Genomic DNA, 14,687 nt, shown 5'->3' on the forward strand with positions numbered 1-14,687 from the left:
TATCCTTTTTATGTTTTTAACGTCCAGCGGTTTAACGCCGTATAACGCAGACGTCCTGCGGCAAACTGCGATTCATATAAGACAAATTCTGTAACAGGAAAAGTCCAGTGAAAGCCCGGCGGCGGTATCGTGACCGCATGACTGGCATCGCGCAGCAGCGTGATATGAGGATGAAACGGCGTCGGGCTTTGCCAGCATCCGCTACGTGAAGCCTGGGCGCGCAACATATCCGCCAGTTGCAACAGCCCGCGTGGTGACTGGCGACAACCTAGCCAGACAACACGTGAACGCAGCCATTGCCCGGCGTCATCCAGTTGTAGCGTAAAGCCCGGCTGGCGAATGCGCCCGGCCAGGATTTCCAGCGCACGCTGTTTTTCCGCACTCACTTCCCCTAAAAACGCCAGCGTCAGATGTAAGTTTGCTGCCGCAACTGGCCGCCCGGCATCCTGTGGGAAATGTTCCGCCCGCCAGCGCACCACCTCCTGACGGGTGGCGTCGGGCAATTCGATGGCGAAAAACAGCCTTTTCGATTCAGACATGACAGGCACTCAGTTAGGGTTTGTCGCGATGCTACAATGGCAGACGGGCGCCCGCAAATGCTTCGGCGCTCCAAAGCGCCGCAGTTCATGTACAATTGGCACCGTCCTTATCAATGTGAGTCCTCTGGAGCCTTGTGTGTCCTTACTGCCGGTTGCTGCCGTATTACCCGACCTTCTCCATGCGTTACAACGCGCGCCCCAGGTACTGCTGACCGCCCCAACAGGCGCGGGGAAGTCAACCTGGCTGCCGCTGCAATTGTTGCAGCAAGGCGGCATTGACGGACGTATTTTACTGCTTGAACCGCGCAGACTGGCTGCCCGTAACGTTGCGCAACGGCTGGCGGAGTCGCTTAATGAGCAGCCCGGCGACACCGTCGGCTACCGGATGAGAGCTCAAACCTGTATTGGGCCGAATACACGTCTGGAAGTAGTAACGGAGGGGATCCTGACGCGAATGATCCAGCACGATCCCGAGCTGAACGGCGTTGGTCTGGTGATCCTTGATGAATTTCACGAACGTAGCCTGCAGGCCGATCTGGCGCTGGCGCTGTTGCTGGATGTTCAGCAGGGATTGCGCGATGACCTTAAACTGCTGGTCATGTCAGCCACCCTTGATAACAGTCGCCTGCAGACGCTACTTCCGGATGCGCCGCTGATTATTTCAGAGGGGCGTATGTACCCGGTAGAACGGCGTTATCAGGCATTAAGCACTCATCAGCGCGTTGACGAGGCGGTCGCGGTGGCGACCGCCGATCTGCTGCGTTCGCAATCGGGGTCGTTGTTACTGTTTTTGCCGGGGGTAGGGGAAATCCAGCGTGTACAGGAACAACTGGCCAGTCGGGTCGCTGAGGATGTGATGCTTTGTCCGCTGTATGGGGCGCTGCCACTCAATGAACAACGCAAAGCCATTCTTCCCCCGCCAGTCGGGAAAAGAAAAGTCGTGCTGGCCACGAATATCGCTGAGACCAGCCTGACCATCGAAGGCATTCGCCTGGTTGTGGACAGCGCCCAGGAACGCGTGGCCCGTTTCGATTCGCGAACAGGGCTAACAAGGCTTGTCACTCAGCGCGTGAGCCAGGCGTCGATGACGCAGCGTGCCGGGCGTGCCGGACGTCTTGAACCGGGTATCTGCCTGCATCTGACTGGCAAAGAACAGGCCGAAAGGGCGGCGGCGCAGAGCGAGCCGGAGATTTTACAAAGCGATTTGTCTGGCCTTTTTATGGAGTTGTTACAGTGGGGATGCCAGGATCCGGCGCAACTTAACTGGCTGGATTTACCGCCGACGACTAATCTTGCCGCAGCGAAGCGGTTGTTGACGCAACTGCGGGCGCTTGAAGGCGATCGCCTGTCGCCATTCGGGAAAAAAATGGCATCGTTAGGTAACGATCCGCGCCTCGCTGCGATGTTAGCGAGCGCCAGCAATGCGGATGAAGTGGCAACGGCGGCGAAACTGGCTGCCATCCTTGAAGAGCCGCCTCGCGGTGGAAACACCGATTTGCGTAGCGCCTTTTCCCGCAATCAGCCTCAGTGGCAGCAGCGGGCCCGACAACTGATTCGGCGGTTGAAAAGTGCGGAAGGGGAGCCCGATAGCGACCTGTTGGCACCGTTGCTTGCCAGCGCCTTTGCCGACCGCATTGCGCGCAGACGTGGCCAGGACGGGCGGTATCAGTTGGCAAATGGCATGGGCGCAATGCTGGATGCGGACGATGCGCTTAATCGTCATGAATGGGTGCTTGCGCCGCTATTGTTACAGGGAAGCCAGTCGCCGGATGCCCGTATTTTGCTGGCGCTGCCGTTGGACATTGATCGGTTAATGGCGGCCTGTCCGCATATTGTTCAGCCGTCTGACTCTGTGGAATGGGATGAGGCCCAGGGAACCTTAAAGGCGTTTCGTCGTAGCCGGATTGGTCAACTGACGGTGAAAGTTCAGCCGCTGGCGAAGCTTCCGGAAGAAGAATTGCATCAGGCGATGCTCAACGGGATACGCGATAAAGGGCTGGATGTCCTTAACTGGACGCCAGAGGCGAAACAGTTACGTCTGCGTTTACACTGCGCGGCGAAATGGTTGCCGGAAGAGGCATGGCCTGCGGTAGATGACGCTTCGCTGCTTGCTTCTCTGGAAAGCTGGTTGTTGCCGCAAATGGGGGGCGTGCATTCCCTTCGTGCGCTGAAAGCGCTGGATGTGGGCGAAGCATTAAAAGCTTTCTTACCCTGGCCTTTGCGTCAACGTCTGGATAGTGAACTGCCTGGGCATTACACTGTGCCGACAGGAAGCCGGATTGCCATTCGTTATCATGAAGATAATCCGCCTGCTCTGGCGGTGCGTATGCAGGAGATGTTTGGTGAGGCGACGACACCTGTTATCGCTCAGGGGCGCGTTGCGCTGGTGCTGGAGCTGCTTTCGCCGGCTCAGCGCCCGCTGCAAATTACGCGCGATTTAGCGGCGTTCTGGCAGGGCGCATACCGCGAAGTGCAAAAAGAGATGAAAGGGCGCTACCCGAAACATGTCTGGCCAGACGATCCGGCAAATGCCGCGCCGACGCGGCGCACTAAAAAGTATTCGTAGTTGAGGGCAGGGTAGGCTGGCGCCCTCACCCCGGCCCTCTCCCACAGGGAGAGGGAGCAAACACTAAAGATTTTCTCGTTGAGAAAATCTGTTGTTTATTTTGAGAGATTTCTTCTTCTGCCTGGAGGCGGAAGAACTGAGAATCAGGCCCTTGCGCCTGAATGTTGCGGAGAGAGAGCATGGCGGGGAATGACCGCGAGCCAATTGGACGTAAGAGCAGACCTTCACGTCCGGCAAAAGAAAAAGTAAGTCGTCGTCGAGTCAGAGAAGAGGAATACGACGAGTACGAAGATGATGATGGCGATGAGCAGGACTCAGCGCCACGCAAAGGAAAAGGTAAAGGCGGTAAACCTCGCGGTAAGCGCCGTTGGTTCTGGCTGCTGTTGAAAATTTGTATCGTGGGTGCGGTACTACTCGCCATTTATGGCGTGTACCTGGATCAGAAGATCCGTAGCCGTATCGATGGCAAAGTATGGCAATTGCCGGCTGCGGTGTATGGCCGTATGGTCAACCTTGAGCCGGATATGCCCATCAGCAAAAACGAGATGGTTAAACTGCTGGAAGCCACGCAGTACCGTCAGGTGACGAAGATGACGCGTCCTGGCGAGTTTACCGTGCAGGCGAAAAGCATCGAGATGATCCGCCGTCCGTTTGACTTCCCTGACAGTAAAGAGGGGCAGGTCCGCGCACGCCTGACGTTTGATGGCGACCGACTCGACAGCATTGAGAACATGGACAGCAACCGTCAGTTCGGTTTCTTCCGTCTCGACCCGCGTTTGATCACCATGCTTTCGTCGCCAAACGGCGAACAACGTCTGTTTGTACCGCGCAGCGGCTTCCCGGACCTGCTGGTGGATACGCTGCTGGCGACCGAAGACCGCCATTTCTACGAGCATGACGGCATTAGCTTCTACTCGATTGGTCGTGCGGTGCTGGCGAACCTGACCGCCGGGCGTACGGTGCAGGGGGCGAGTACGCTGACCCAGCAACTGGTAAAAAACCTGTTCCTGAGCAGCGAGCGATCCTACTGGCGTAAGGCTAACGAAGCCTATATGGCGCTGATCGTCGATGCCCGCTACAGCAAGGATCGTATCCTTGAGCTGTACATGAACGAAGTTTACCTTGGGCAGAGCGGCGATAACGAAATCCGTGGTTTCCCGTTAGCAAGCCTTTACTACTTTGGCCGTCCGGTGGAAGAGCTGAGTCTTGATCAGCAGGCTATGTTGGTCGGGATGGTGAAAGGCGCGTCAATCTATAACCCGTGGCGTAACCCTAAACTGGCCCTGGAGCGACGTAACCTTGTCCTGCGCCTGATGCAAGAGCAGAAGGTCATCGACCAGGATCTGTACGACATGCTCAGCGCCCGTCCGCTTGGCGTACAGCCGCGCGGCGGCGTGATATCACCGCAGCCTGCGTTTATGCAGATGGTCCGTCAGGAGCTTCAGGCTAAACTCGGCGATGATAAAGTGAAGGACTTGTCGGGTGTGAAGATTTTCACCACCTTTGATTCTGTTGCGCAGGATGCGGCAGAAAAAGCGGCGGTGGAGGGCATTCCGGCCTTGATCAAGCAGCGTAAGCTGGACGATCTGGAAACCGCGATGGTGGTTGTGGATCGCTTCAGTGGCGAGGTTCGGGCCATGGTGGGTGGGGCGACGCCGCAGTTTGCGGGCTATAACCGTGCGATGCAGGCGCGCCGTTCTATCGGTTCGCTGGCAAAACCGGCGACCTACCTGACAGCATTAAGCCAGCCGGATAAATTCCGTCTGAATACTTCCATTGCCGATGCGCCGATTTCACTGCGTCTGTCGAATGGTCAGACCTGGGCACCGCAGAACGACGATCACCGCTTTAGCGGCCAGGTGATGCTGGTGGATGCGTTAACACGCTCCATGAACGTGCCGACGGTGAACCTTGGGATGGCGATGGGTCTGCCTGCGGTAACCGATACCTGGTTGAAATTAGGTGCGCCTAAAGACCAGTTAACGGCTAACCCGTCCATGCTGCTGGGGGCACTCAACCTGACGCCGATTGAAGTGGCGCAGGCGTTCCAGACTATCGCCAGCGGTGGTAACCGTGCAACGTTGTCCGCGCTGCGTTCAGTCATTGCGGAAGATGGTACGGTGCTCTACCAGAGTTACCCGCAGTCTGAGCGCGCGGTGCCTGCGCAGGCGGCCTACCTGACCCTGTGGACCATGCAGCAGGTTGTTCAGCGCGGTACGGGGCGTCAGCTCGGTGCGAAATATCCAGGGCTGCATCTGGCAGGTAAAACCGGTACCACCAACAACAACGTCGATACCTGGTTTGCTGGTATCGACGGGCGTGAAGTGACGATTACCTGGGTTGGTCGTGATAATAACCAGCCGACGAAGCTGTACGGTGCGAGTGGGGCGATGGCTATCTATCAGCGCTATCTGGCCAACCAGTCGCCGATTCCGCTGGATCTGACGCCGCCGGAAGATATCACCACCATGGGCGTGGATGATATGGGCAACTTTGTGTGTGGCGGTGGCGGTGTGCGTTCACTGCCGGTCTGGACGACCAGCCCGGAAACGCTGTGTCAGCAGAACCCGGTGCAGCAACAGCCGCAGCAGGGTAATCCGTTCGATCAGTCAACTCCGCCGCCGCAACAGCAGCAGCCTCAGCAACAGCCGCCACAGCAGCAAGAGAAGAGCGATGGTGTCGCTGGCTGGATTAAAGATATGTTCGGCAGTAACTAACGCTCAAACCCCCAGTCGTCTGGCTGGGGGTTTTTCATTTTGGCACGTATCAAACACCCCTTTAACGTCGCTTTAAACCCTTTTTAATCCCTTATTAACGCCCTGCTTTTTACCTGGTTGTTTATTAATCCCTCACACTGCACAGGGCCGCTTAGCGCTTGCTATGCAGTCGACGCTTCGCATATTATGCTGCCGTCATAATAATAATTATCGTTTACGTTATCATTCACTCATTGTCAGAGAATAAACAATGGCGCGTCAAAAAACTGCTCAGCCAGTCAACACCTCGCTGCGTAAGCTCGCAGTAGTTGTAGCCACAGCGGTTAGCGGTATGTCTGTCTATGCACAGGCTGCAACGACCCAACCCGAAGATACTGTTACCGTAACCTCCAGCAGTACGGCTCCTCAGGAAAATGCATGGGGCCCGGCGGCGACGATTGCCGCGCGACACTCAGCGACGGGGACCAAAACCGACACCCCGATAGAGAAGACCCCGCAGTCGATCTCTGTGGTGACACGCGAGGAAATGGACAAAAAACAGCCAGCTACAGTGAAAGAAGCGTTAGGTTATACTCCTGGGGTATTCTCTACTCGCGGTAGTTCAACAACTTATGACGTGGTTTCTATTCGCGGCTTTACGACCCCAACGACTGTAAATACCAATCAGTATTTAGATGGTATGAAAATTCAGGGTGATAACTACTCGGAAGCTTCTTTAGATCCATTTTTTTTGGAACGAGTAGAGTTAATGCGTGGCCCTGTTTCTGTACTGTACGGGCGTAGTAATCCGGGCGGTATCGTCAGTATGGTAAGCAAGCGTCCTACAACGACGCCGCTGCATGAAATTCAGTTTAAGATGGGGACAAATAATCTTTGGCAAACTGGTTTCGATTTCAGCGATGCAATTGATGACAGCGGAGTTTGGTCCTATCGTCTGACAGGGTTAGGGCGCAGCCAAAACGCACAGCAGGAGGCGGTAAAATCTACGCGTTATGCAGTAGCTCCTTCCTTTAGCTGGCGCCCAGATGATGAAACCGATTTCACCTTCCTCAGTAATTTCCAGAATGATCCTTATGCTGGTTACTATGGTTGGTTGCCGCGCCAGGGGACAGTCGTTCCTTATTATGATGCGAAAGGTACCGCACATAAGCTGCCGACTGACTTCAATGAAGGTGAAATTAATAATAAAATGGCTCGCCGTCAGCAGATGGTGGGTTATAGCTTCTCGCATGCGTTTGATGACACATTTACAGTGCGCCAAAATCTGCGATATGCACGTATTCAAACGCTTTATCGTTCTGTATATGGCAACAGCTATATTGCACCAGCACAAATCGGCCGTGCTTATGTTCGTTCAGACGAGAACCTGAACAGTTTCACTGTTGATAATCAACTTCAATCCAGATTTGCAACCGGACCAGTCGATCACACGATTCTGACAGGCGTTGATTATATGCGGATGCGTAACGACATTAACGCGGACTATGGTTCTGCTGATCCGATTAGCATGATGGATCCACAATACGGCAATGCAAATGTCAGTGTGTACTTCCCGTATGCGGTGATCAATCGCCAAGAACAGACGGGTCTGTATGTACAGGATCAGGCTGAATGGGATAAATGGGTCCTGACCCTCGGTGGACGTTATGATTTCGCTAAAACGTCAACCTTTACCCGTTCTAGCAGTTCAATGTCTGAAATCAATGACGAGCAGTTCACCTGGCGTGGCGGCATCAACTATGTCTTTGACAATGGTGTTTCACCGTACTTTAGCTACAGCGAGTCGTTTGAACCCACTTCTGGCGCCACGAAAGAAGGAAAACCCTTCGACCCTGCTCGCGGAAAACAGTATGAAACGGGCGTGAAATACTTGCCGAAGAATATGCCAGTGACTATCACTGCGGCTTTATTCCACCTGACAAAAGATAAAAACCTAACAGCGGATCCTCAAAATACGAGCTTTAGTGTTCAGGGCGGCGAAATTCGCTCTCGAGGATTCGAGCTGGAAGCGAAAGCAGCCGTTACGGCAAACATTGATCTGACTGCGGCATATAGCTATACAGACGCTGAATACACGCATGATACCCTCATGGAAGGTAAGCGTCCCGCAGAGATCCCGCGAAATATGGCCTCTTTCTGGGCTGATTACACCTTCCATGAATCAGCACTGTCTGGTTTAACTGTCGGAGCTGGTGCGCGTTATATCGGTTCAACTTCCAGCTTCTATGCCTCGGGCCCTCAAGCTAACGAGACCTTCAGTGTAGCCAGCTACACCCTGGTGGACGCGACAGTCAAATATGATTTAGCTCGCCTTGGTCTGCCTGGCTCTTCTGTGGGGGTGAATGTGAATAATCTCTTCAACCGCGAGTATGTCTCCAGTTGCTATCGTGAATACGCATGTTACTGGGGCGCTGAGCGTCAGGTGGTGGCGACAGCAACCTTCCGCTTCTAATCTCTCTTCGGGCACGGTTCGCCGTGCCCTTTTAAAAGTTGGCACTCATGCAGGAAAACAACGCGCTTCCCGATACCACGTTTCAACTCACCGACGTCACATTCAGTGTGCCTGGCCGCACGCTGCTGCATCCTCTTTCTCTGACCTTTCCGGTTGGCAAAGTCACTGGCCTTATCGGGCATAACGGTTCAGGGAAATCCACACTGCTGAAAATGCTGGGGCGTCATCAGCCGCCTTCGCAGGGTGAAGTTCTGCTCGACGGACAGCCGCTGGCAAGCTGGAGCAGTAAATCTTTTGCCCGCAAGGTGGCCTATTTGCCACAACAGTTGCCGCAGGCAGAAGGGATGACGGTACGTGAACTGGTGGCGATTGGCCGGTATCCGTGGCATGGCGCATTGGGCCGTTTTGGTGTGGCTGACAAAGAGAAAGTGGACGAGGCAATAACGCTGGTTGGACTCAAACCGCTGGCACACCGCCTGGTTGATAGTCTGTCCGGCGGTGAGCGTCAGCGTGCATGGATTGCCATGCTGGTCGCACAGGATAGCCGTTGTCTGCTGCTGGATGAACCGACCTCGGCACTGGATATCGCTCATCAGGTGGACGTGCTGGCGCTGGTGCACCGTTTAAGCCAGCAGCGCGGGCTGACGGTAATTGCCGTGTTACACGATATCAATATGGCGGCGCGCTATTGCGATTACCTTGTCGCATTACGCGGTGGTGAAATGATTGCCCAGGGGACCCCGGATACACTCATGCGTGCGGAGACTCTCGAACAAATTTACGGTATCCCGATGGGGATTCTTCCTCACCCGTCAGGTGCTGCCCCGGTGAGCTTTGTCTATTAATGGATGGCCTGAACCTGATTAGCCGTCGCCGTCTGTTGACGATGATGGCGCTCTCTCCCTTGCTGTGGCAGATGCGCAGCGCGCAGGCCGCGGAAATCGACACACAGCGGATTGTCGGTCTGGAGTGGCTGCCGGTCGAACTGCTGCTGGCGCTGGGGATTAAACCTTACGGCATTGCCGATATTCCCAACTACAACCTGTGGGTGAATGAACCTGCACTCCCCCCCGGAGTAATTGACGTTGGGCTGCGCACGGAGCCCAATCTGGAACTGCTTACGCAGATGAAACCTTCTTTCCTCGTCTGGTCTGCCGGCTATGGCCCCTCTGACGATGTACTGGCGAGAATCGCGCCGGGGCAGGGGTTCAGTTTTAGCGACGGTAAGAAACCGCTGGCGACGGCAAGAAAATCTCTTAATGAGATGGCGCGTCTGTTCCAGATGGAAGCGGCGGCGAAAGCGCATCTGGATACGTTTGATAGCTTTATTGCCGACAAAAAACCGCATTTCAGACAGCGCGGCGAACGCCCGTTGTTGATGATGACGTTGCTTGATGCACGCCACATGCTGGTCTTTACCCGCAACTGTCTGTTCCAGGAGGTTCTGGACGAATTTGGTATTCAAAATGCCTGGCAGGGGGAAACCACATTTTGGGGAAGCACCGCCGTGGGGATTGATCGCCTGGCGATGTATAAAGACGTCGACGTTCTCTGTTTTGACCACGGTAATGATACTGAGATGCGTAAGTTGATGGCGACCCCGTTGTGGCAGGCGATGCCATTTGTGCGCACGGGCCGATTCCAGCGCGTACCTGCCGTCTGGTTCTATGGTGCGACGCTCTCTGCCATGCACTTTGCGCGCGTCCTGGACAACGCACTCGGGGGCAAAGCATGAGAAGACCGTTTGCGTTACTGCCGGGTCTGCTACTGGCGGTGTTATGTATCGCTGGCGCCTGGCTAAGCTGGCTGAATTTCAATGCCGCGCTTCCTCGCGCCCAATGGGGACAGGCGCTCTTTACGCCCGACATTGATGTGATTGAACAGATGCTGTTCCACTACAGCCTGCTGCCACGACTGGTGATTTCGCTGTTAGTCGGGGCGGGGCTGGGGCTGGTGGGCGTGCTGTTCCAGCAGGTGTTACGTAACCCGCTGGCAGAGCCCACAACGCTCGGCGTTTCTACCGGCGCACAACTGGGCATTACGGTTACTACGCTATGGGCGTTGCCGGGCGCCTTGACGACGCAGTTTGCCGCGCTGGCCGGCGCCTGCGTGGTCGGGGCGCTGGTGTTCGGCGTTGCCTGGGGGAAACGGCTTTCTCCGGTGACGCTCATTCTGGCGGGGCTGGTGGTGAGCCTCTACTGCGGGGCGGTGAATCAGCTGTTGGTGATTTTCCACCACGATGCGCTGCAAAGCATGTTCCTGTGGAGCACCGGTACACTTACTCAGACTGACTGGCGCGGCGTGCAGCACCTGTGGCCGCAGTTGCTCGGCGGCGTAGTACTTACCTTGCTGTTGCTGCGCCCGTTAACGCTGATGGGGCTGGATGATGGCGTTGCCCGTAACCTTGGCCTCGCGATATCCCTGGTTCGTCTGGCCGCGCTTACGCTTGCGATCGTGCTTAGTGCATTGCTGGTGAATGCGGTCGGTATTATCGGTTTTATTGGGCTGTTTGCCCCCCTGCTGGCGAAAATGCTCGGTGCGCGGCGACTGCTGGCCCGTCTGATGCTAGCACCGCTGATTGGCGCCCTGATTCTTTGGCTATCTGACCAGCTCATCCAGTGGCTCTCCCGCGTATGGATGGAGGTCTCAACAGGGTCTATGACCGCGCTGATTGGCGCACCGTTGCTGCTGTGGTTGCTGCCACGTTTACGCAGTATGAGCGCGCCCTCGATGGATGTTGGGGACAATGTCCCCACGGAAAGGCAGAACGTGCAGTGGTTTGCGCTGGCAGGGCTGGCTGTGCTGCTGCTGGGCATACTGGCGGCTCTTTCGTTTGGACGCGACGCGGAAGGCTGGCGCTGGATTAGCGGTACGCTGCTCGACGAGCTGATGCAGTGGCGTATGCCGCGGATTATCGCTGCGCTGACCGCCGGGATCATGTTGGCGGTGGCCGGGTGTATTATTCAGCGCCTGACAGGTAACCCGATGGCAAGCCCGGAAGTGCTGGGGATCAGCTCCGGAGCGGCCTTCGGTGTCGTGGTCATGCTGTTTTTCGTGCCGGGGAATGCCTTTGGCTGGCTGATGCCTGCCGGGAGTCTTGGCGCGGCCATTACCCTGCTGATCATTCTGATCGCCGCCGGGCGCGGCGGTTTTTCGCCGCACCGTATGCTGCTGGCCGGGATGGCGCTCAGCACCGCATTTACCATGCTGCTGATGATGTTGCAGGCAAGCGGCGATCCACGTATGGCGAAAATCCTGACGTGGATTTCCGGCTCGACCTATCACGCAACCTTTGAGCAGGTGATACGTACGGGTCTGATGATGATCGTGCTCCTGGCGCTGGTGCCCCTATGTCGTCGCTGGCTGACGGTATTACCGTTGGGCGGTGATACGGCGCGTTCGGTGGGGATGGCATTAACCCCATCACGTATTGGACTATTGCTGCTGGCGGCGGCGTTAACAGCAACCGCAACAATGACCATTGGTCCGCTGAGTTTTATCGGTCTGATGGCACCGCATATCGCGCGAATGATGGGCTTTCGCCGTACCCTGCCGCATATCGTTATGTCCGCGCTGACGGGGGGGCTACTGCTGGTGTTTGCCGACTGGTGCGGGCGAATGATGATGTTTCCCTACCAGGTTCCGGCGGGGCTACTGTCGACCTTCATCGGCGCGCCGTATTTTATCTATTTGCTGAGAAAGCAGAGTCGGTAATCCGGAAGAGCCCGGAGCAGGTTCGGTTTGTATGTAGCCCCGGTTAGCGAAGCGACACCGGGGAATGCCCCGGATGGTGGCGCAAACGCCTTATCAGGGCTACGAGTTTGAGAAAGCAGAGTCGATAATTTTTCACCCGCTCCCGTAGGAGAGGGCATCAGCCCGCACAGGTGCCGCGCAAGGCGACACCTGTTTCGTCAGGGATTACAGTTTCGCAAACACGCGGCGTGCTGCATCAACCGTATTGCGGATATCTTCTTCGCTATGCGCGACGGACATAAAACCTGCTTCGAAGGCTGACGGCGCAAAATAAACACCCTCTTCAAGCATCAGGTGGAAGAAGCGTTTAAAACGTTCGACATCGCAGGCCACCACATCCTGGTAGCAGGTGACTTCCGGCGCATCGGTAAAGAACAGACCGAACATCCCGCCTACGTGGTTGACCACCAACGGAATACCCTGGCCGCGCGCCGCATCAATCAGGCCATCTGCCAGCAAGGCCGTCAGATCATTGAGCGTTTCATGTACCCCCACCTGTGACACTTCGGTCAGACAGGCATAGCCCGCGGCCATGGCGATCGGGTTACCGGAAAGCGTACCCGCCTGATAGACCGGGCCGGTCGGCGCCAGGGCTTCCATGATATCGCGACGGCCGCCAAATGCGCCCACTGGCATCCCACCGCCGATAATTTTACCCAGACAAGTCAGGTCCGGCGTAACGTCATAGTAAGATTGCGCACCGGCCAGCGCGACGCGAAAGCCAGTCATTACTTCGTCGATAATCAGCAACGCGCCGAACTCATCGCAGAGCGCGCGCAGCCCCGGCAGGAAGTCATCTTTCGGCGGAATACAGTTCATGTTGCCCGCGACCGGCTCGACAATGATACAGGCGATATCCTGCGGATATTGCTCGAAAGCTTCGCGGACGCTCGACAGATCGTTATAGGTGCAGGTGAGGGTATGTCTGGCGAAATCCGCAGGCACGCCCGGTGAGTTTGGCTGGCCCAGCGTCAGCGCGCCGGAGCCGGCTTTGACCAGCAGGCAGTCCGCGTGACCGTGGTAGCAGCCTTCAAATTTGATAATTTTATCGCGGCCAGTAAAACCGCGAGCGAGACGAATCGCGCTCATGGTGGCTTCTGTACCCGAGTTCACCATACGCACCATATCCATGGTCGGTACCAGTTGGGTCACCAGCTCGGCCATTTTCACTTCCATCTCGGTCGGCGCGCCAAAGCTCAGGCCGCGCTGGGCGGCTTCAATCACCGCATTACGAATGGCCGGATGGTTGTGACCCAGTACCATCGGACCCCAGGAACCGACGTAATCAATGTAAGCTTTGCCGTCGGCGTCATAGAGGTAAGCGCCGTCAGCTCGTTCAATAAACAGCGGCGTGCCTCCTACGCCGGTGAAGGCGCGTACCGGCGAGTTAACGCCGCCGGGGATAAGTTCGCGTGCGGCGTTGTAGAGGTTTTCTGACTTACTCATGAAATTGTTCCTGGTTTGTTAAAAGCAATAGCGCTTATTCTAAGGGATTCCTGGAAGAGGATAAAAGTATTGCGCACGGAAAGGATAGCCGCCGCAGCGGGAGAATACTTGAACGAATAACCAGGGTAATAGATAATAGCCAAAATGATCGGGTTATTATTTGCCCAGATCGCAGTATGAATGGGAGCGAAAAATGAGTGATGATGTAGCGCTGCCGCTGCAGTTTACCGACGCAGCAGCCAGTAAAGTTAAAAACCTGATTGCGGATGAAGACAATCCGAACCTGAAACTGCGTGTCTACATTACCGGCGGCGGTTGCAGTGGCTTCCAGTATGGCTTCACGTTTGACGACCAGATCAACGATGGCGATATGACCATTGAGAAACAGGGCGTTGGCCTTGTTGTTGACCCGATGAGCCTGCAATATCTGGTGGGTGGTTCGGTTGATTATACCGAAGGTCTGGAAGGTTCCCGCTTCGTGGTGACCAACCCGAACGCGACAAGCACCTGCGGTTGCGGATCCTCATTCAGCATCTGAGCCCTGTTCGGATGCCACAAAAAAGCCGTGTCACTGACACGGCTTTTTGCTATCTGCCAGTCTCATCCAGCGCAAATGTTGGCAGTTTGAGATGCCAGCGTATGGCGGCAAGGCGAATGCCTAGTGTAACGACCATCCCAAGCATCGCAGCGTTTTCCAGCGGTACATCAAAAACGTAAGCCGCTGTTGAATGCACAATGCCGCCAATGATACAGGCGGTGGCGTAGATTTCCGTTCGCAGGATCATCGGTACTTCGCGTGCCAGCACATCACGAATGATCCCGCCGCCAACTCCGGTCAGCACGCCCATACCCGTTGCGACCAGCGGCCCGGTACCGGCCATAAATGCTTTGTTTACCCCAATACCGACAAACACGGCCAGTCCGACGGCGTCCAGCACTGGCAGCACCCACTTCGGCAGGCGTCTTGGCTGGCGAACCAGCAAAATCGTCAGCATACAGGTGACCATGGCGACGACCAGATCGGTCGGATCTTTCACCCAGAATACCGGTCCGTGGGCCAGTGCCATATCGCGGATCGTGCCGCCGCCGACGGCGGTCACCACGCCTAATACCAGCACACCAAAAGGATCCATCCGGAGTTTGCCGGCAAGCAGCACACCTGAGATGGCAAAAACAGCGGTACCGACAATATCCAGCCAGTAGACGAGCATGGT

Annotated in this window: 10 protein-coding genes; 7 read left to right on the top strand and 3 right to left on the bottom strand. The window is 56.0% G+C overall.

From position 1 onward, the window contains the following. Nucleotides 1–8: 8 nt before the first annotated feature. A complete protein-coding gene (thpR, locus tag L2097_RS16960; RefSeq protein WP_047371786.1) occupies nucleotides 9–539 on the bottom strand; it encodes an RNA 2',3'-cyclic phosphodiesterase in 531 nt (176 codons plus the stop codon). Between the two features lie 136 nt (nucleotides 540–675). Here thpR and hrpB point away from each other — a divergent pair, with 136 nt between their 5' ends. The 6 genes from hrpB (at nucleotide 676) to fhuB (ending at nucleotide 11,988) form a co-directional block, all read left to right on the top strand. Further along, nucleotides 676–3,105 (top strand): ATP-dependent helicase HrpB, encoded by a 2,430-nt coding sequence (gene hrpB / locus L2097_RS16965; RefSeq protein ID WP_250353339.1) that lies wholly within the window; start codon nucleotides 676–678, stop codon nucleotides 3,103–3,105. 179 nt (nucleotides 3,106–3,284) lie between these two features. Continuing rightward, nucleotides 3,285–5,822 carry a bifunctional glycosyl transferase/transpeptidase gene (gene mrcB / locus L2097_RS16970; RefSeq protein ID WP_250353340.1) on the top strand — a complete coding sequence of 846 codons (2,538 nt, stop codon included), beginning with the start codon at nucleotides 3,285–3,287 and terminating at the stop codon, nucleotides 5,820–5,822. 250 nt (nucleotides 5,823–6,072) lie between these two features. Continuing rightward, nucleotides 6,073–8,274: a ferrichrome porin FhuA gene (gene fhuA, locus L2097_RS16975; RefSeq protein WP_250353341.1), complete on the top strand. Its 2,202-nt coding sequence runs from the start codon at nucleotides 6,073–6,075 to the stop codon at nucleotides 8,272–8,274. 47 nt (nucleotides 8,275–8,321) lie between these two features. Then, nucleotides 8,322–9,119 carry a Fe3+-hydroxamate ABC transporter ATP-binding protein FhuC gene (fhuC, locus tag L2097_RS16980; protein WP_085006678.1) on the top strand — a complete coding sequence of 266 codons (798 nt, stop codon included), beginning with the start codon at nucleotides 8,322–8,324 and terminating at the stop codon, nucleotides 9,117–9,119. Continuing rightward, the gene (fhuD, locus tag L2097_RS16985) at nucleotides 9,119–10,009 is read left to right on the top strand and encodes a Fe(3+)-hydroxamate ABC transporter substrate-binding protein FhuD (RefSeq protein ID WP_250353342.1); all 891 of its coding nucleotides are present in this window, start codon (nucleotides 9,119–9,121) and stop codon (nucleotides 10,007–10,009) included. The genes fhuC and fhuD overlap by 1 nt, the downstream gene beginning before the upstream one ends. Continuing rightward, nucleotides 10,006–11,988, top strand: coding sequence for a Fe(3+)-hydroxamate ABC transporter permease FhuB (fhuB, locus tag L2097_RS16990; protein WP_250353343.1), 1,983 nt, complete (start codon nucleotides 10,006–10,008; stop codon nucleotides 11,986–11,988). Before fhuD ends, fhuB begins: the two co-directional genes overlap by 4 nt. 204 nt (nucleotides 11,989–12,192) lie before the next feature. Here the strand turns inward: fhuB and hemL are convergent, their stop codons facing one another. Further along, nucleotides 12,193–13,473 carry a glutamate-1-semialdehyde 2,1-aminomutase gene (gene hemL, locus L2097_RS16995; RefSeq protein WP_047371779.1) on the bottom strand — a complete coding sequence of 427 codons (1,281 nt, stop codon included), beginning with the start codon at nucleotides 13,471–13,473 and terminating at the stop codon, nucleotides 12,193–12,195. 193 nt (nucleotides 13,474–13,666) lie between these two features. Here hemL and erpA point away from each other — a divergent pair, with 193 nt between their 5' ends. Further along, nucleotides 13,667–14,011, top strand: a complete 345-nt coding sequence (gene erpA, locus L2097_RS17000) for an iron-sulfur cluster insertion protein ErpA (protein ID WP_039078421.1) — start codon at nucleotides 13,667–13,669, stop codon at nucleotides 14,009–14,011. A 49-nt stretch (nucleotides 14,012–14,060) separates the two neighbouring features. Here erpA and L2097_RS17005 read toward each other — a convergent pair whose 3' ends face one another. Continuing rightward, nucleotides 14,061–14,684 carry a TRIC cation channel family protein gene (locus L2097_RS17005; RefSeq protein WP_047371778.1) on the bottom strand — a complete coding sequence of 208 codons (624 nt, stop codon included), beginning with the start codon at nucleotides 14,682–14,684 and terminating at the stop codon, nucleotides 14,061–14,063. Between the last annotated feature and the right edge of the window lie 3 nt (nucleotides 14,685–14,687).

This window comes from Citrobacter sp. MNAZ 1397 (genome assembly GCF_023613995.1).
Taxonomy (GTDB): Bacteria; Pseudomonadota; Gammaproteobacteria; order Enterobacterales; family Enterobacteriaceae; genus Phytobacter; species Phytobacter ursingii.